The sequence below is a fragment of the Candidatus Flexicrinis affinis genome, assembly GCA_016716525.1.
Taxonomy (GTDB): domain Bacteria; phylum Chloroflexota; class Anaerolineae; order Aggregatilineales; family Phototrophicaceae; genus Flexicrinis; species Flexicrinis affinis.
The window spans coordinates 37,380-55,173 of sequence record JADJWE010000007.1; the positions used below are offsets into that span (position 1 = coordinate 37,380).

Here is a 17,794-nt window from a genome sequence, read left to right on the forward strand (position 1 = left end):
GTTGGGCCTGCCGGCGCGGTGGATCAGTCCGGTTTACGGCGAGTGCCTCACGGCGCACGCAGCAGCAGCGTACGTGCACGAACGGGGCTGCGAATGCCGCGTCGACGGCCGGTCGGTGGTCATCCCCGCCCAACCCGAAAGGCGCCTCGAACCGGTCGACACGCCGATGGGCCGTATGTTTCCGGTCGCACAGCTCGATGCGATTCTCGAATCCGTTCAGCCCCTTTCGTCTGAATTGAAACCGGACTATAATCCGGATTAATGGCAAAGCTTACTGCCTGAATGGAGCAGCACAATGGAAACCAAAACTGTCGTCGTGCCGAATATCGGCTGCAACGGGTGTGTCAATTCGATCAAGATGGAAGTCAGCGAGATCCCGGGCGTGGTGGAGGTGGTCGGCGTCGTCGACGCCAAGACCGTCACCGTCAAGTGGCAGGATCCGGCGACGTGGCCCACGATCGAAGCTAAGATGCGCGAGATCGACTACGCACCGCAGTCCTAGTCCGTCTCCTAAATACAACGACAACCGCCGCCGGGGTTCCAGCGGCGGTTTCGATTCTTTTGCCTGAGGGCTTGCGCCCGAACGTCTATCGCAGTTGAACGCGCCAGTTGTTGACGCTGACGACCACGCCGCCGTCACGGACGAACAGCACGGGCAGCACCGGAACGTCGGCGCGCACGAACGGGATCGACGGACCGATCTGCTCGTCGTTGAAGAACACGGCAGCGGTGGCCGTGTTCGGATCGCGAATCACGCGCAGGCGACCCAAGACGGCGTTGACGGCACGCTGGGCGATCAACTGCTCTCCGTCCGGGCCGCGCTGGTAGATGTTGATCTGCGTGAGCGTCGGCGCCTGAATCTTGATCCCGACCGGCGCACTGCCGTCGGCCGGAACCAGCATCAAGCCGAAATACACTTGGTCGGAGGACAACTGTGGATCATACGTCGACAGGCTAACCTGCGCTTCCACACGCCGGATGCGTGCAGGCGCGGCGTTTCCATACGCTGTGTCCAGCGTCACACCGTCGAGGACAATCTGAATCTCGCCACCGGTGCCGCCACCACCGGACCCTAACCGCCAGACTCCGGTATCCGGCCCCGGCCCGAATTGATCGACCGTCCAGCCCAGCGATTCGGGCGCGAGTCGCTGAATCAACGCGAGCAAATCCTGATCGCCCTGCAAGCCTTGCGGTGGCAGGGTTTCGGTGGCGGTGGGCGTGATCGACGGCGTCGGGCTTGGTGTTTCGGTCGGCGTCTCGGTGGCTGTCGGCTCGGATGCGGCGGTTTCCGGCTCGGGTGTCGCCTCGTCGGCCGGAGCTTGCGTGGCATCGCCGACGGCCGCTACGGGCGTAATCGGCAATTCGCCCGAAGGCGCATCGCCCGTTGGTGTGAGGGTCGCCGTCTCGGTCGGCGTGATCGACGGTTCGGGCGTTGCCGTGATCGTGAGCGGAACACCGAGCGAATCGAGATCGCCCGACTGCTGCTGGCCAAACAAGCGCGGCCCGATGATGAGCACTGCCGCGACGATCGCCGCCAACAGCACAAACAGCAGGATCCAGCGCCCCCACCAGCGCTTTGGCGCCGGCTCAGGTGCTGGCCGTGCGCTGCGCTTTGGGCGAGTCTCTGGCGGCAGAACCTGCTCGTCGTCGTCATCGAGCGGCGGCATGACCGACGGCGTCAGAATCAAATCGTCCTCGTCGCGCAGGGTCGGTACCGGCTCGCTGGTCGGTGGCGCGGGGAATTCCGGCGCGTTCTCGGTGACCGTATACCAGTGCCGGTACAACGGATACGCCGGATGCCGGTCGATGAACATGGCGCGGAACAGTTCGCTGAAGCGTTCGAGGCGCGCGCTGCGGCGCACCCGCGTGTCGGTAAATACGGCGAGGAACTTCTCGTAGGTGTCGCGCCATTGGATGAGCTTCGCCGCGGTCAGGTCGCCGACCTGCTTGGTGCTAATGTCGACGATCTTGTGGTGTGCATCGCGCACGGTATCTGGCGGGACGTCGGGCATCTTCTCGATGGTCTGGCGCATGGCGCGCATCTGGACGGTGAGTTCGGCCGCGGCCCGGATGAGGTTTTCCAGCCACGCACGGTACGCCGGCGCGACGACGCCGTGCGCCGTTTCCGCCTCTTGAAGCTGCTTGATCGCCGACTCGATGCGTCCGCCCGCGACGCGGAACTCGCCGTCGCCCCAATCGCGCAGGGCCGCCTCGACATCGCGCAAGCTGCCGACCAGCGACAGCAGACTCTTGTTCAACGGGCTTTCATCGATGGTCCGCCGCACGCGCTCGATGTGGGGGAGCGCCTGCGCGCCGGACAGCTTGTTGGTCTCGTCGCTGATCCGGATCAGCTCGCGCTTGCGGTCGACAAACTCCTCAAGCGAGCGTGTCAGCGGATGGCGTGCGCCGGCCTCGCCGAACGCGCGCATCGCCGCCTCGCGGTAGAACTCGTAGCTGGCGAACTGCCCTTCGTGGGCTTGTATCGTCGCGTTGAGCAGATAGTCGAACGCCAGTACGCGGGTCGATGCCGTGCTGTGCCGCGCGAAGATTTCGACCAGCGCCCGGCTCATCGACTTGAGATAGGCTTCCCTGCTGGGCATCTGCGCGTCGAAGTCCTGCTTCAACTCCGCTTGGTCGGGTTCGTATTCGTTCACCAGCAGGTCGAGCACCTGCTTGCTGCGGATGGCGCTGGCAGCGCCGCCGCGCTCGACCCACTCACGGGCCAGCTTCGACAGGCTGTGCAGCTTGGAAGCCGCGGCGCGCTCGCGTTCGTCATGTGCGATCTGGAGCGCATCCTCACCCAAGCGTTCGGCGTCGACCAACCGCCCTCGGTCGAATGCTTCCCACCCGTCCGCAAGCGTGCGGCCCAACCCGCCGTACAGCGCGTGGCGTTCGACATAGCGCGTATTCTCGACCACGCTGCGCAGGTGACTGAGCCACCCGGACAGCGTCGGGCTGAGCATCGAGACGTTGTCGATGGCCTGCGTCAGCGCGTTGACCGCTTCGCCGCGGTTGCCGACGATCGACGACGCGGCGAAGTCCTTCCACTTGGACTGCGCCGACTTGATCCCGGCCAGCATGCTGTCGAGCGTGTCGTCGAACAGCACCTGCCGGTACGGATCGAGTTCGGCCTGCGTTTGCGTCAGCCAGCCGTCGATATCGGCGCCGTCGGGCGTCGGCGTATACGTCTGGTACGTCTGCAGGCGTTGATACATGCCCGCCAACAGGTGTTCGATTTCGTCCCACGCCGGGTTGGTCGGGTCGATGGCACGGCTGGCTTGCACCGCGTCGCGCGCGTCGACCGGGCTGGTCACCGCCTGCCGCCCAATAACGTGCATACAGTCGGCCAGCGCCATTGCCGCGTTGGTCGCGCGGTCGAGCGCACCGAGTGGAAGCTGTGCGTCGGTCAAGCTGTTCTTGACTGTGAGCGTTGTCAGCGGCGCCTGAAGCGCGGTCAGTCGATCCACGACGTCGCGGAAGCGATCGCGCAGTTCGGCGACCTGCGTATCGGGCTCCATGCTGTCGAGCGTCGTGCGCACTTCGGACAACACGCGCCGCGGCTCGCCCACGCTCACGCCTGCGCTGCCCAACGCCGACAGAGCAAGTTCAAGCCGGTACAGGTTCGGCCTCAGGAGCTGAACTTCCGGCACGTGCGCCGAAATCCGCTCGGCGATCAGCCACTGCGCTTTGCGCGACGCGGCGTCCTCGCTGTCCGCCGCGACCAACAGATAGCCCGCCGCGGCGAACTTGCCGTCGAACAGCAAGTCCAACCCGTCGAGAATCCCGGTGCCGGGCGCGCGCCCGGGCGCCATGTCATGCAGAATCTGCGCCGAGTCGATCAACACGTTAACGCGCAGCAACCAATCGCCGCTGGCGCGCTGCGCCAACTCGCTGAACAACTCGATCGCGCGCGGGTAGTTGCCGCCTTCCATGTAGATTCGCGCAGCATCCAGCCCGGCCGCGAGGTCGAGGGCTTGCAGGCGCGAGTCGATATCCGCGCGGATTTGCTTGGCGGCCGGGAATCCGGGGTCCATCGCCAGCGCGCTCTCCAGCGTCTGGTTGAGCGCGATAAGGTCGTTCTTACTCAAGTTGCTCTTGAGCCGGTCGCGGCAGCGTGCCAGCACCGAGTCACGCTCGCGCTCCAACGGCTGACGATATTCGGTTAAGGCCCGCTGCATTTCGATCAGGTACTGATAGCGGCGCGCGGTACGGGGATGCAGCGCCCGCCCGATGATCGCCCGCAAGCGCGGCTGGATGCGCGGGTCGTCCTCCTTGAAGTCGGGCGACCACTCGTCGGGGGCGTCGCGCGGGACTTCCGGCCGTCCGCCGCCGGTCACGATAAAATACAGCAGTTCGCCGACTTGATAGATGTCGCTCTGCTTGCTGATGCCCTGCCCGGTCACCTCGTCGCCTTGCAGGAATACCGCATTGCCCCAGTCGATGACCTTGAGCCGGTAGGTGTCGCGGTTCCAGAACAGGTGCTTGGCGTCGACGTCGTTGTAGACGATGTCCTTGCTGTGCGCGGTGTACAGCAGATCGAGCAGGCGGTCGGCGATGACCAGCATCTCCAGCTCGGGAAGCCGGTCGCCTTGCTGAGACAACCGCAGCACCTCGTCAGCGACGATGATGCCGTCGGCACGTTCGACCACGATGTACTGGTGCGCCTGCCCGCCGACGATGTACTGCCCCTCGGCGACCAGTTCGGTCAATACGGGATGGCCGGCCAAACGCGTCAGCGCCCGCCGTTCGTTGGCGATACTCACTTCTTGAGCCGCACGAATCGGGGGCGCATCGCCCGGGGCCGGGCGCTTGATGACAACCGGACGATCTCCGTTCGCCGTATCCACCGCCCGCAGCGTTTCACCGCTGCGCCCCCGCGGATAGATCAGGTCGTACCGGAATCGACCGTCAAAAAGGCTTTCCGCCATGAAAGAAACTCTCCTGTTTGCCCCGGTGGCGCGCACCGACAGGCATCAGGCCCCTATTGTACCGACAGAACTCGCGCTCGCAATCAACGGTGTGCCAGCCGCCGTCCGTGCTAAAATGGGGCGTCAAGGCACCCTGAATAGAGGTATTACCGCGCGTGGCCCAGCGCCCCACCAACGGCGGCCGGAAACCCCCGGCAGCCCCCGCCGAACCCACCCCGCCTCCGATGAGCCGGCGTGAAAAGCTCGAACAGTTCCGCGTCTCGCCTGAGTTTTGGGACACGGTGTTCGACAACATCCCGCCGTGGACACCGGAAGTGATCGCCGTCGTGTTGATCATGTTCGGCCTTGTGTCGTTCATGGCGCTGGCCGACGTGTCTGGCAGTGCGGCGATGGCGCGGGCGTGGGGCGGCGCGCTGACGTCGTTGTTCGGCTACGGCGCGATTCTCGTGTGCTTGGGCATCTTCATGCTCGGTGTTTGGATCTTGCTGCCGCGCATCGGGGTCCACGTCAAACTCGGGATCCATCGCATCCTCGCCATCGAACTGGCTTTTTTCGCCATCCTCGCGATGCTGCATCTGGCGGTCGGCGATACGGAGTTCCGCGCGGTGGCGCGTGCCGGTCAGGGAGGCGGTGCGATCGGCGGGGCGCTGAGCAGTGTCGTGACCGGCATGATCGGCAGCGCAGCGGCTGGCCTTGTGTTCGCTATCATTCTGGGGACGGCGGGCGCGGTGGCGCTCGGCTTTCGCCGCGAGCACTTTACCCGCGGCCTCCAGCGTGTCGGCCGTGCCTTGAGCCGCTTCCGCGACCGTACCGACTTGCGCTATCGCTATGCTGTCAATCAGCGCCGGGTGAAAGCGATCGTCGGGCAGGGGCGCAGCCCGACCTCGAGCATCATGCGCATCAAACCCAATCCGGAGCACATCCGACCGTCGCTGCGGGACGCGCAGCTTCCTCCGCTGGGGCTTGAAGAGTCGAAGATTGCGACGCTAACCGCCGAGGAACAAGCGCTGTTCAGCCGGCCCGAAAAAGCGGGCATCGACCCGTCGAGCATCGGCACGCTGCTGAAAGAGGTCAGCGCCGAAGGCTATCCACTTGTGCAGCGCCCGGATGGACGCGTGCGTCGCTACTTCACTGTCGAGGGTATCAAGGAACAGCGCAAACCGATCAAGCGCGACGCAGCCCTGCCTTCCATCACGCTGCTGAACGAGGGTGAACTGGTGGTGCCGGACGACGAGGAAATCAACAAGAATGTCGTCCTGATCGAAAACACGCTGCTTGAGTTCGATATCGACGTTGACATCGTTAACGTGCGCGTCGGGCCAACGGTGACGCAGTACGCGGTGCGCCCGTACGTCGAGGCCAAGGACGACCTCGGCGCGACCACGCTGCACCGCACGCGGTTGAGCAAGATCGCCGCGCTGACCAACGACCTGTCGCTGTCGCTGGCCGCCAAACGCCTGCGCCTCGAAACGCCCGTACCCGGGCAGAACTATCTCGGCATCGAGGTCCCGAATCGCATGCCGAGCCTCGTCACGCTGCGGTCGGTATACGAGAGCAAGGCGTTTGCCGATGCCTACGCCAAGCGCAAGACCCCGCTGATGGTGCCGCTGGGGCGCGACGTCACCGGCCAGCCCATCGGAATCGACATCGCCACCTGCCCGCACCTGCTCGTCGCCGGCACGACCGGGTCGGGCAAGTCGGTGTTCATGGCCGCGACGATCACGGCGTTGACGCTCGACAACACGCCCGAGCAGCTGCGTATGGTGCTGCTCGACCCGAAAATGGTCGAACTCAGCCGGTTCAATACGCTTCCGCACTTGATCGGCCCAGTCGAGACCGACATCGAGCGCATCGTGGCGGCGCTGAAGTGGTGCGTGACCGAAATGGAGCGCCGCTACAAACTGCTCGAAGAGGCCGGTGCACGCCACATCGAGGCGTTCAACGCGAAGATGGGGCCGCGCCGGCGCAAGGATCAACTGCCGTACATCGTCATCATGGTGGACGAGGTCGGCGACTTGATGATGAGCCGCGGCGAGGAGACCGAAGCGGCCATCGCCCGCCTTGCGCAGATGGCACGCGCGGTCGGTATGCACCTCGTGATCGCCACGCAGCGGCCCAGCGTCGACGTCTTGACCGGCTTGATTAAGGCCAACTTCCCGTCGCGCATCGCATTCGCGGTGGCGTCCGGCGTCGACAGCCGCGTGATCCTCGACACCGGCGGCGCAGACACGCTGTTGGGAAAGGGCGACATGCTGTACCTCGCCGGCGACGCGGCGGGCCCGCAGCGTATTCAGGGCTGCCTCGTCAGCGACGACGAAGTGCGCGAGATCGTCCGCCACTGGCGGGTGTGGAAACAGGACGCCATCGACTCCGGCAGGCTCCCGCGCGAGTCATCGGTGCCGTGGGAGCGCAGCCTGACCTATCGCGAGTTCCTCGCCCAAACCGACCCGCTGCTCGAAGACGCGATCAGGCTTGTGGTCGAGGAACAGGAAGCGTCCGCCTCGCAGATTCAACGCAAGCTCGATCTGGGCTATCCGCGCGCGGCACGCATCCTCGACCTGTTGGTTGAACTCGGCATCGTCGGCGAAACGATCAACGGCGGGCGAAGCCGCAAGGTGCTCATCCCCAAGGGCAAAGACCCGTTTAAGGATCTGATCGACGAACGCATGGGCAAATCCTAGCTGCCCTGATATTCGGCGCGGTTGCGGGTTACGTCCGTTACTGCCGTTCACGCCTTGATGGTGCCACACTGAGATCATGGTGGAGTCTGCCTGTCACTCAGTGAGGTCGGCCATGGATGATTGCGTTGTCCAAGTTCGTGAGTTCACCAAGAAGTACGGCACGTTTACAGCGGTGAACTCGATTACGTTCGACGTGGGAAGGGGCGAGGTCTTTGGTCTGCTTGGCCCCAACGGAGCTGGCAAGACCACAACGCTCGAATGTTTGGAAGGCCTGCGTCAACCCGACGCCGGCATTCTGCGCATCATGGGCCTCGACCCTGCACATGACGCCGCCCGCCTGCGCGATTTGACCGGCGTCCAGCTTCAGTCGTCGGCCATGCCGGAGAACATCACCGTGCGCGAGGCGATGCGCTTCTTCTGCGCGTATCACGGCGTCGCGCCGCGCTTCGACCTGATCGAGCGCTTCGGCCTCAGCGCCAAGTTCGATACGCAGTTCAGCATGCTCTCTACCGGGCAAAAACGGCGGCTTGCACTGGCGCTGGCGATCGCGCATCGTCCACAAGTGCTGTTCCTCGACGAGCCGACCGCGGGCCTCGATGTCTCGTCGCGCGTTGAACTGCACGACATCATCCACGAACTTAACAGCGACGGCACGACTATCATCCTGTCGTCGCACGACATGGCCGAGGTCGAGAAGCTGGTCGATCGCGTGGCGATTCTGCTGCGTGGCACGATTGCGGCTATCGGTTCGCCGTACGACTTGACCGCGACCGGCGCCGGCTTGACCAAAATCACCGTGCAGTCCGAGGGCGACAGCCTGAGCGACGGCCACGCGTTCCCCGGCGTTCAACAGCATTCCATCGTCGATCATCATCTGGTGTATTTCAGCACAGCGCCGGCCAAAACGGTGGCGGCGTTGCTTGAACATCTGGCGCAGCACGACGATGCGCTGATCGACCTGCGCGTCGAGCGGCCCTCGCTGGAAGAACGGTTCCTTGAGATCACCCGGGCAGACCACGCCGCGAAACCGGAGGTGACCCGGTGAGCGCCTTTGCGATTCATCTCAACTTCGAGTTCCGCAGCGGCATCCGCAATCGGTCGCTGCTCTTGCTTTACTACCTTTTTCCGCTGGGCTTCTACCTGATGGCGAGTATGCTGATGACCGGCCTCAACCCGGACTTCCGCGCTACCCTCATCCCGGCGATGGTGCTGTTCACCGTACTGACCAGCACGTTCCTCGGCCTGCCCGACCCGATCGTGAACGCGCGCGACGCCGGCATTTATCGCAGCTACAAGATTCACGGCGTCCCGCAGCTTTCGATCCTGATCATCCCGGTGCTGACGACGATCCTGCACACCACTATCGTGTCGGCCATCATCGTGCTTACCGCGCCGCTGTTGTTCGACGCCGTCATGCCCGGCAACCTGCTCAGCTTTGCGCTCGGCTACCTGATGGCGGCCTTCGCATGCGCGTCGCTCGGCTTGCTGATCGGCGTGATCGCGCCCAACAGCCGCGCGACGATCCTGCTCGGGCAAGCCTTCTTCCTGCCGTCGATGATGATCGGCGGCTTGATGTTCCCGGCCCACCTGCTGCCTGCTACCTTGTCGAAGGTCTCGTTCTTGCTGCCGACCACGCACGCCATGAACGTCATCAACGGCTGGGCCCCTGACGGCATCGTCACGCTGAACCCGTACGTCTCGGCCGCTGCGCTGTTTGCGGCAGGGGCGCTGGCGCTCGGAATCGCGATTTACCTGTTCAGTTGGGACAACCAGAATCGCGCACCGCGAAACCGCGCACTCGCGCTGATTCCGCTTATCCCGTTTGTGCTGGCGCTGGCAGTCTCGTACCTGTAGGGAGACCGCGGGTACGCACGTCATAGGTTCGCTGCACTGTACCAAAGGAGAGACCGCAATGACTCACGCACCACCGCAACTCGGCATGAAGGCTGTCCTCAACACCGATTTCGCGCACGCGCTGGAGGCCGTCACCGCCGCGCTGAAGGCCGAAGGGTTTGGCGTGCTGACCGAGATCGACGTGCAGGCCACGTTCAAGAACAAGCTTAACGTCGACTTCCGGCCCTATCGCATCCTCGGCGCGTGCAACCCGACGTTGGCCCATCGTGCGCTGACGGCCACCGGCGAGGTCGGCCTGCTGCTGCCGTGCAACGTCACCGTCACGCAGCTTGGCGCGGAGGAAGTCGAGGTCTCAATCGTCGACCCGACCGCCATGATGGACATCATGCAGCACCCCGACCTCGACGCGATCTCGGTCGAAGCCCGCGAGAAGCTGCAGCGGGTGGCAAACGCCCTGCGCTCGGCCTAACATCAGCACAGCGGGCGGCGGGCCCGGGGGGGGGGGGGGGGGGGGGGGGGGGGGGGGGGGGGGGGGGGGGGGGGGGGGGGGGGGGGGGGGGGGGGGGGGGGGGGGGGGGGGGGGGGGGGGGGGGGGGGGGGATCGCCGCCCACCACCCGGACACGGTCGCTTACTGTGCCGACGTAGCCGTGTAATTTGGCGTCCGGTTCCCTCAACCGGGCGCCGGTCGGGGCGTGTGGGCCTTTTCGCCTATTGCCCGGTTTCGCAATCTCTCATAAAACTGACCGCAACCTTTCTTCGATTCCTCCGTCGGTATGGGTGGACGGGCTGAAATTGCCCAGCCATATATCGCATCCTACCGAAGAAGGAAAACAGCAGTGAACGCAAAACGTATTCTCGTACTCATGATCGTCCTGATCAGCCTTGTTGCGCTGTCCGTATCGTCGGCAAGTGCGCAGTCCAGCGGCGTAACCGGTTGGTTCGAAGGCGAAATCGAGAGCCTCTATGGCAAATACGCCGTGATCTCCGGCCTCGTCGTGAAGGTCAACAAGGCCGGGCTGGATGACGATATCGACCGGCTGCGGGTCGGGCTGGGAGTCAAAGTCGACTACAACTTGCGCGATGGCGTGTTCCGCGCGACGTACATCGATGACGATGACGACCCGCTCGATGGCGTCGGCCTGCTCAGCGGCATGATCACCGATAAGAACCATAAGCGCATCATCGTCGGCGGCGCAAAGTTCAAGACCAAGTTTGCGACCGTCGAAGGCGACGCGGATTACTACGTCGGCGGCCGCGTGAAAGTCGAATTCTATACATCCAACGGCAAGCTGTTCGCCTACAACATCGACGACGATTAACGATCCGGCACATCATGCGCCCGGCGGTTTCGGCTGTCGGGCGCTTCCCTTGAATTTGACTGGAGTTCGACATGGAGATCAATATGGCCCGGCAGCAGCGCGTCCTCGTTATCAGCGGAACGGCCATCGTGTGCCTCACGGCATCCAATACGTCACATGATCCGGCAGACAATGGATGGGATCGGATGGTCGGATACGAAGGACACGCAGAGCCAGTGTCCGTCGCGCTGGACTTCTACTCCAACGGCCAGCGTGTGACGGCCCTCGACCTGATCCCGAACGGGCACGTCGTGACGGTCTCGGTAACGCCGATCGAAAGCGGCTTTCTGGACGTAGATAACCGGGTGACGTTCGACCTGCGCGTCGTTCAGCACGAACGCCGCCCCGGACTGCACATCCTCAATGCGCGCAAGCACGGCGCGCTGGCGCGACTGGCGCGCTGAGCGCGATTACCGCAAGCGGATCGCCAGCACGGGCGGGAATTCGGGAAACTCCGTCCAGCTCAGGCGCCGGCTTCCGATCGAGCCTTCGGCGAAGGCCGGCTCTTCGATGCGGTCGATCATCCAGCCGGCCTCGCACGCTGTATTGACCAGCACGTGCAGCGGACGGTGGAAGTACGGATGCGAGGCGGGCTCACCCACAGCCCCGAGGCCTTCTTCCGCAACTTCGGTGAGGTACGACGACAACTGCAGCGACTTGCTGTAGACGATCTCGCCGTCGCGTTCGCTGCGCTCCTCGATGAACGCGGTTCCGACCATATTGAAGGCCGGATGCGACGTCGTGATGACGAAGCGTCCGCCCGGCTTGACGAGGCGGCGCAGCGCGCGCATCAGGGGGCTGATGTCGGCGATGTCCTGAATGGCCATGTTGCACACGGCGGCATCGAAACGCCCGACTCCCAGTCCCAACAGCGCCGACTCGTCGGTCGCGTCGACCACTTTGTAGGTGACATTGGCGCTGGTCGTGCGTGCTTTCGCCCGTTCGATGAGCGCCGCGCTGAAGTCGGTGGCGACCACGGCGGCCCCGAGTTCGGCGAGGCGGCGTGAAAACACGCCGTTGCCGCACGCCAGATCGAGCACGACCTCGCCGGTCTTGACATCCAGCAGCCGCTCAGCGGACGGGCTGATCAACTCCTTGTGGAATTGATTGCCGTCATAGCCGTGCAGCATATCCCAGAACTCAGCTTTAGCGTCCCACTGTTCACGTGCGCGCCGGTTCAGTTCACGCGTGTTCATTCGTCGTGCTCCTGAGTTCACTCAATACGGGGTGTTCGGGGCGCCCTGCCGCCCGATACACAGCGGCGTCGACATCCAGCAGGTCGTCGCCCCAGATCACTTGCTGGCCGATCTGCACGATGGCTCCGACGAAATACGTCCGCATCGTGCGATAGATCGCAGCCAGATCGGTATTGCCGCGCATGTATTCCGCGATCGTGCTCAGCGACGGCGGCGCGTCGAGCGCGGCCGGGTCGACGGCGCACAGCGTGATGCACCCGTCGCAGTCGCCAAACAGGTGCGACGCCATCACCGGGCGGGCCGTCGTCGAGCCAATCGGGACGTACGGCCGCGCGGGCAGCGCGTCGACATCGACGACCGCCATGTTGGCGCCCAACATCCACGCTTCGAGCGCGGGATGTTCGGTGACCAGCGCGCGGGTCAGGGGTGTGAAGCGCCACAAGCCGCGCAGCGCCGCCGCGATCGCCGGGGCCTGCGCCGACTGTGACAGCGTGAGCAGAACGCGCACCGTACGGAAGATCGATGACGGTGGCGTATAGGCAAAGCTGCCCAGCTTGCCGCTGCGCGTAACGCTGACCATCGGCTACTGCCCCTGCCCGAGCGAGAAGCCGCGCTCGCCATCAAACATGTAGAGGTTCTCGGTCTTGATGACGTCGAAACCGGCTTCTACGGCGCGGCTGAGCAGGTTGATCACCTGCTGCGGCTTGAGCGGAAGCTCGCCGACCGATTCGAACCGGCAGCGCCAGTGGTCGGTCAGAAACGTTTCGGTGCGCGTTTGCGGCCACACCTTCTGGCCGCGGTTCGTAATCATGATGAGCTGCAAGCCGTCGCCGTCGATCTTCCGCAGCGCCTCGCCCAGCGCGTTCGGATCGCGCACGTCGTGGTCGTTCCCCCAATCGAGGAACAGGTCGACGCCGACCAGCTCCTTGTGGCGGACGAGCCGCGGCCGGTACTCGGCCCGGATCGGCTCAGCCGACTCGTACGACACCGCCTTCAACTGCTGCGGCGCTTGACCGAGGCGGGCGATCACGGCGTCGGTGAATTCCTTCGTGTTGACGCGCTGCTTGCTGATGCCAGTCTTGAAGATGTCGCCGGTGTGGATACCGTCCTCGATGGTGCGCAGCCACGCGTTATGGACGCGCGTTGCGACCTCGGGCTGACCGATGTGCAGCATCATCTGGACGCCACCTAACAGCAGCCCGGACGGGTTGGCAATGCTCTTGCCGGCGATATCGGGCGCGCTGCCGTGGATCGCCTCGAACATGGCGAACTTGTCGCCCACGTTGGCCGACCCGGCCAAGCCGACTGAACCGGTCAGTTCGGCCACAATGTCGCTGACGATGTCGCCGTACAGGTTCGACATCACGATCACGTCGAACGTCTCGGGCTGAGTCGCCGCGCGGGCGGCGCCGATGTCGATGATCTTGTGGTCGGTCTCGATTTCCGGGTACTCCTCAGAGACCTCGTCGAAGACCTTGTGAAACAGGCCGTCGGTCATCTTCATGATGTTGTCTTTGGTGAAGCACGTCACCTTCTTGCGGCCGTTGCGGCGGGCGAACTCGAACGCGTAGCGGATGATGCGCTCGGAGCCGGGGCGCGAGATGAGCTTGAGGGTCTGGTAGACCTCGCGGGACTGCCGGTGCTCGATGCCGGCGTAGAGGTCTTCCTCGTTCTCGCGGATGATGACGATGTCGACATCCGGGTACTTGGTCGCCACGAAGGGGTGATAGCTGACGACCGGGCGCACATTGGAGAACAATCCGAGCGTCTTGCGCAGGGTGACGTTGACGCTCTTGAAGCCGCTGCCTTGCGGCGTGGTCAGCGGCGCCTTGTAGATCACGCCGGTACGGAAGATCGAGTCAAAGGCGTCCTGTGTGATGCCGGTCAGCGTACCGGCAAGGAAGACGCGCTCACCGAGCACGATCTCCTCGGGTTCGATCTGCGCGCCGGCTTCGGTCAGGATGTGCAGGCAGGCGTCCATAATCTCGGGGCCGATGCCGTCGCCGCGCGTGTAGGTAATCGGGACTTTGTTGGTCATCAGGGGCAAGTCCATGCTGTCGTGTGCCGTCGGAACGACGCGCATTGTATCATGGAGCTTCGCCGTTTTCAGTCGCTAGCTTTCGACCCGCCGCAGCACGCAGTAGACGAACTGCTGCTCGCCGCCCCACGGCGTGCGGTGCGTCTCGTCCATGCTTTCGACCAAATCGAACTGCGGCCCGAATTCGCGCTGCAGGCCGGCGGCGTCGTAACGCATCACGTCGAGCCCGCTGCACTGCTGCGGGCCATCGAGCGCGAACGTCGCCATGATCACCACACCGCCCGGCTTGAGCGCACGCCGCGCCGATTCGACATACGCCGCACGCTGTGCCGGATCGCGCAGAAAGTGAAACACCGCGCGGTCGTGCCAGACGTCGTATGCGTCGGCGGGAAGTGTGATACGCGTGACGTCTCCGGCGATGAACGTGACTGATGCGGCGCGTTCACCCAACCGAGCGCGCACGGCATCAAGCGCCTCGGGCGCGATATCCAGAAGCGTGACAGTCGCGTAACCATTCGCCAGTAGGTGGTCCACCAGTGTCGATGCCCCTGCGCCGACATCGATCAGACGGCTTGCGGGCGTCGCGCCAGTCCGCCGCAGCAGATCAAGGGAAACGCGCGGCGTGGCTTGATACCAGCTCACGTCATCAGCGGCTTTCGTTTGATACACGCGTGACCAATGCGCTTGCATGTCCACAGAATCGTCCTTTCCGGTTTACACAGAGTTTACGTGTTTTGCAGGCGGTACTCACGGGTCGGCGTTAGATTGATCGTACCGAAACGAGGAGATGGATTCTATGACGCACAACGATAGCGAACAGCACGATGACGACAAGCCGGTCGGCCGGGTGCTGAGCCGGCGCGAGGTCTTGAGCCTCTTCGGCGGCGCGGGCGCGGTGGTGATCGCGTTGGGCGCCGGCCTGCGCGTAATCCCGCTCGAACAGACGGCCACGCCGGCCGGCACAGCTGCCACCGGCGCTGCACCTACCGGCACCGCGCTGCCAACGTGCATCGTGCGGCCGGAACTGACCGAAGGACCGTACTTCGTCGAAACGATCCTCAACCGCTCCGACATTCGCGTCGAGCCGTCCGACGACAGCATCGTGCCCGGCATGCTGATGAAGCTCAAGGTACAGGTCATGGACGTCACCAGCGGCGACTGCAAGCCGCTCCCCGGCGCCCAGGTCGACGTGTGGCATTGCGACGCCTATGGTGTGTACTCCGGCGTCGCCGGATCGCCTGACACGCTGTTCCTGCGCGGGTATCAGATCACGGACGAATTCGGGTTAGCCGAGTTCAAGACGATCGTGCCGGGCTGGTACCCGGGCCGTGCGGTCCACATCCACTTCAAGATCCGCACCGATCCGGAGGCCGAACGGGGCTACGGGTTCACGTCGCAGTGGTTCTTCGATCCTGAGCAGATCGAGACCATCTACGCGGAATTGCCCTATGGCGATCGCGGTCTGCCCAACACGCCCAACAGCCGCGACGGCATTTACCGCAGCGGCGGCGAGCAGCTCGTCCTCGACCTCGTGCCTTTCACGGAAGACGAGGCGGAAGAAGAAGGCGAATCCGGCTATACGGCAGTGTTTGACATCGGCCTTGACCTGAGCTGATTCGGCCCCGTGCGCGTGTGGTCACGCTGTATATAGCCCTCGCGGCGTTGGCTGGCTATAGTTAGGCGGTCGTTCTTATGCATTGAGTCACCCGCTGATGCCCGTCCCCCGCCTACTGAACCGCGCGCTGTTCATCCTCGTGCCGGTTGCCGTATCGCTTGCCATCACGGCCGTCCTGATCGCCGCGCTGGGCAACGACCCGCTCGAAGTCTTCAACATGGCGTGGACCGGCGCGTTCCGCGACAGCGCCCGCGTGGCCGCCGTGCTGAACCTGTGGATTCCGCTCACGTTGTGCGCGATCGGCCTCGTCATCACGTTCACGGCGGGGCTGTGGAACATCGGCGTCGAAGGGCAGATGATGGCTGGAGCGATGGCGGCCAGTTGGGGCGCGCAGTTCATCAGCCTGCCGCAGCCTGTGTTAATCCCGGTATGCGTCACGCTGGGGGCGCTCGGTGGCATGGGCTGGGCCGCGCTGGTCGGGCTGCTCAAGACGCGCTTCGGCGTGAACGAAATCTTCGGCGGTGTGGCGCTCAACGCGATCGCCAACACCGTCGCGATCTACTTCATCTCTGGCCCGTGGCAGCCCCCGGAGGGCGGCAGCGCACAGTCGACGCCGCCCTTCCCGCTTGACGCCTGGCTGCCGGTCGCCAGTAGCGAGTTCCCGGTCAGCCTATTCATGCTGGCGCTCGTGGTCGGCCTCACCCTGCTCGTCATCGCCAGCCTGCGCGGCACCCGCTTTGGCCTCGAACTCAAGGCAACCGGCAAGAATGCCAAATCGGCCCGATTGCTCGGCGTGCCGGTGACACGCACCGCCCTGCTTGCGCTGATCCTGTGCGGCGCGCTGGCGGGCATGGCCGGATCGCATCGCGTCCTGCACACGTACCACGCGCTGCGCCCGCTGGTCAGCGGCGGTATCGGCTTCTACGCACTGCTGATCGCGCTGCTGGCGGGCTTCCGCGCGCTGCCGATCCCGGTGCTGACGTTTATCCTCGCCGCGATTTTGGCCGGCAGCACGCGCGTCAACACGCTGCTCGGCGTCGACCCGTCGCTGGTCGGTGTGCTGCAAGGGCTGATCGTGCTGCTCATCTTGGTCGGCGCGGGCGTGCGACAAACGTACTTCGCGCGTAAGGGCGGTGCAGCATGAGCGAGACCCTGATCAACATCCTCGCCAGCATCGTCGCGACGGCCACGCCGCTGGTGATTGCCGGCATCGGCGAGACAATCACCGAGCGTGCCGGCGTCGTCAACCTCTCGCTCAACGGCAGTATCCTGTTAGCCGCCATGGCTGGATTCGCCGCGGCGCAAGCGACCGGGTCGGTACTCGTCGGCCTCGCCGCTGCTGCCGCCGTCGGAGCGTTGGTGGCGCTCGTGCTGGCGTTCACCGCCATCAAGCTCAAGCAAGAACAGGTCGCGGTCGGGTTTGTGCTCACACTGCTGTGCGCCGACCTCGCCCGCTTTCTCGGCAAGCCCTTCGTCAACATCCCCGGCCCGCGCCTCGAAACCCTGCCCATACCGCTGCTGAGCGACCTGCCGGTGGTCGGCCGCGTGCTGTTTACGCACGACCTGTCGGTCTACTTCAGCTTCGCGCTGGTGTTCGCGACGTGGTGGCTGTTGTTCCGCACCCGCACCGGCCTGACGCTGCGCGCCATCGGCGAACGCCCTGAGACGGCCTATGCCCGCGGCGCCAACGTCAACGTGCAGCGGTTCGTGTACACGATGATCGGCGGGGCATTGGTCGGCCTCGCCGGTGCGGCGTACTCGCTGCGGATCAAGGCAGGCTGGGCCGCAAACCCGCCCATGGACGGCGACGGGTGGATCGCGCTGGCGATCGTCATTTTCGCCGGGTGGCACCCCTTCCGCGTTGTGCTGGGCGCCTATCTGCTGGCAGCATTGCGCGCGGTTGCGTCCGAGATTCAACGTTCGCCGGACGTGAACTTTCCGGTCGTGCTGCTCAACACGCTGCCGTGGCTGTTGATGATCGGGACGCTGATGCTGGTCAGCGCGGGCTGGATCGAGCGCGTCCTGCGTGTGCTGCCTGAGCGCATTCAGCGGCCAGCGCGTGCGATTCTGCGCTCCAACCCGCCGAGCGCACTCGGTACACCCTTCGAGCCGCAGCGCTGACG

General features: G+C 64.6%; 16 protein-coding genes. 11 read left to right on the plus strand and 5 right to left on the minus strand.

Going from position 1 to position 17,794, the window contains the following annotated elements; all coding sequences use genetic code 11:
- The first annotated feature begins 1 nt into the window (after position 1).
- On the plus strand, positions 2-262 hold the full coding sequence (locus IPM16_17735; GenBank protein MBK9124940.1) for a hypothetical protein: 261 nt from the start codon (positions 2-4) through the stop codon (positions 260-262).
- 33 nt (positions 263-295) lie between these two features.
- The gene (locus IPM16_17740) at positions 296-502 is read left to right on the plus strand and encodes a cation transporter (GenBank protein MBK9124941.1); all 207 of its coding nucleotides are present in this window, start codon (positions 296-298) and stop codon (positions 500-502) included.
- Between the two features lie 85 nt (positions 503-587).
- Here IPM16_17740 and IPM16_17745 read toward each other — a convergent pair whose 3' ends face one another.
- Positions 588-4,928, minus strand: a complete 4,341-nt coding sequence (locus IPM16_17745) for a hypothetical protein (protein ID MBK9124942.1) — start codon at positions 4,926-4,928, stop codon at positions 588-590.
- A gap of 155 nt (positions 4,929-5,083) precedes the next feature.
- On the opposite strand from IPM16_17745, the gene IPM16_17750 reads away from it, so the two are divergent.
- From IPM16_17750 to IPM16_17775, 6 genes are all read left to right on the plus strand, one after another.
- On the plus strand, positions 5,084-7,609 hold the full coding sequence (locus tag IPM16_17750) for a DNA translocase FtsK (protein MBK9124943.1): 2,526 nt from the start codon (positions 5,084-5,086) through the stop codon (positions 7,607-7,609).
- Between the two features lie 112 nt (positions 7,610-7,721).
- The gene (locus IPM16_17755) at positions 7,722-8,654 is read left to right on the plus strand and encodes an ABC transporter ATP-binding protein (protein ID MBK9124944.1); all 933 of its coding nucleotides are present in this window, start codon (positions 7,722-7,724) and stop codon (positions 8,652-8,654) included.
- On the plus strand, positions 8,651-9,463 hold the full coding sequence (locus tag IPM16_17760; GenBank protein ID MBK9124945.1) for an ABC transporter permease: 813 nt from the start codon (positions 8,651-8,653) through the stop codon (positions 9,461-9,463). Before IPM16_17755 ends, IPM16_17760 begins: the two co-directional genes overlap by 4 nt.
- 85 nt (positions 9,464-9,548) lie before the next feature.
- Positions 9,549-9,932, plus strand: a complete 384-nt coding sequence (locus IPM16_17765; protein MBK9124946.1) for a DUF302 domain-containing protein — start codon at positions 9,549-9,551, stop codon at positions 9,930-9,932.
- Positions 9,933-10,300: 368 nt separating this feature from the next.
- Positions 10,301-10,783, plus strand: a complete 483-nt coding sequence (locus IPM16_17770; protein ID MBK9124947.1) for a hypothetical protein — start codon at positions 10,301-10,303, stop codon at positions 10,781-10,783.
- A 71-nt stretch (positions 10,784-10,854) separates the two neighbouring features.
- Positions 10,855-11,226, plus strand: coding sequence for a hypothetical protein (locus tag IPM16_17775; GenBank protein ID MBK9124948.1), 372 nt, complete (start codon positions 10,855-10,857; stop codon positions 11,224-11,226).
- A gap of 6 nt (positions 11,227-11,232) precedes the next feature.
- Here the strand turns inward: IPM16_17775 and IPM16_17780 are convergent, their stop codons facing one another.
- The 4 genes from IPM16_17780 to IPM16_17795 all read right to left on the minus strand — a co-directional run bounded on the left by IPM16_17780 (position 11,233) and on the right by IPM16_17795 (position 14,752).
- On the minus strand, positions 11,233-12,018 hold the full coding sequence (locus IPM16_17780) for a class I SAM-dependent methyltransferase (protein ID MBK9124949.1): 786 nt from the start codon (positions 12,016-12,018) through the stop codon (positions 11,233-11,235).
- Positions 12,005-12,598 carry a hypothetical protein gene (locus IPM16_17785; GenBank protein MBK9124950.1) on the minus strand — a complete coding sequence of 198 codons (594 nt, stop codon included), beginning with the start codon at positions 12,596-12,598 and terminating at the stop codon, positions 12,005-12,007. The genes IPM16_17780 and IPM16_17785 overlap by 14 nt, the downstream gene beginning before the upstream one ends.
- 3 nt (positions 12,599-12,601) lie before the next feature.
- Positions 12,602-14,056, minus strand: a complete 1,455-nt coding sequence (locus IPM16_17790; protein ID MBK9124951.1) for an NADP-dependent isocitrate dehydrogenase — start codon at positions 14,054-14,056, stop codon at positions 12,602-12,604.
- A gap of 75 nt (positions 14,057-14,131) precedes the next feature.
- Complete coding sequence (locus IPM16_17795; GenBank protein ID MBK9124952.1) at positions 14,132-14,752, minus strand: class I SAM-dependent methyltransferase; 621 nt, start codon at positions 14,750-14,752, stop codon at positions 14,132-14,134.
- Positions 14,753-14,852: 100 nt separating this feature from the next.
- Here IPM16_17795 and IPM16_17800 point away from each other — a divergent pair, with 100 nt between their 5' ends.
- The 3 genes from IPM16_17800 to IPM16_17810 all read left to right on the plus strand — a co-directional run bounded on the left by IPM16_17800 (position 14,853) and on the right by IPM16_17810 (position 17,792).
- A complete protein-coding gene (locus IPM16_17800; GenBank protein ID MBK9124953.1) occupies positions 14,853-15,671 on the plus strand; it encodes a hypothetical protein in 819 nt (272 codons plus the stop codon).
- 97 nt (positions 15,672-15,768) lie between these two features.
- A complete protein-coding gene (locus IPM16_17805) occupies positions 15,769-16,815 on the plus strand; it encodes an ABC transporter permease (GenBank protein MBK9124954.1) in 1,047 nt (348 codons plus the stop codon).
- Complete coding sequence (locus tag IPM16_17810) at positions 16,812-17,792, plus strand: ABC transporter permease (protein ID MBK9124955.1); 981 nt, start codon at positions 16,812-16,814, stop codon at positions 17,790-17,792. The genes IPM16_17805 and IPM16_17810 overlap by 4 nt, the downstream gene beginning before the upstream one ends.
- The last annotated feature ends 2 nt before the right edge of the window (positions 17,793-17,794 follow it).

Coding starts and splice junctions, on each gene's coding strand:
- IPM16_17740 (MBK9124941.1), top strand. CDS start 296: ATGGAAACCAAAACTGTCGTCGTGCCGAATATCGGCTGCAACGGGTGT.
- IPM16_17745 (MBK9124942.1), bottom strand. CDS start 4,928: ATGGCGGAAAGCCTTTTTGACGGTCGATTCCGGTACGACCTGATCTAT.
- IPM16_17755 (MBK9124944.1), top strand. CDS start 7,722: ATGGATGATTGCGTTGTCCAAGTTCGTGAGTTCACCAAGAAGTACGGC.
- IPM16_17765 (MBK9124946.1), top strand. CDS start 9,549: ATGAAGGCTGTCCTCAACACCGATTTCGCGCACGCGCTGGAGGCCGTC.
- IPM16_17775 (MBK9124948.1), top strand. CDS start 10,855: ATGGAGATCAATATGGCCCGGCAGCAGCGCGTCCTCGTTATCAGCGGA.
- IPM16_17780 (MBK9124949.1), bottom strand. CDS start 12,018: ATGAACACGCGTGAACTGAACCGGCGCGCACGTGAACAGTGGGACGCT.
- IPM16_17785 (MBK9124950.1), bottom strand. CDS start 12,598: ATGGTCAGCGTTACGCGCAGCGGCAAGCTGGGCAGCTTTGCCTATACG.
- IPM16_17790 (MBK9124951.1), bottom strand. CDS start 14,056: ATGACCAACAAAGTCCCGATTACCTACACGCGCGGCGACGGCATCGGC.
- IPM16_17800 (MBK9124953.1), top strand. CDS start 14,853: ATGACGCACAACGATAGCGAACAGCACGATGACGACAAGCCGGTCGGC.
- IPM16_17805 (MBK9124954.1), top strand. CDS start 15,769: ATGCCCGTCCCCCGCCTACTGAACCGCGCGCTGTTCATCCTCGTGCCG.
- IPM16_17810 (MBK9124955.1), top strand. CDS start 16,812: ATGAGCGAGACCCTGATCAACATCCTCGCCAGCATCGTCGCGACGGCC.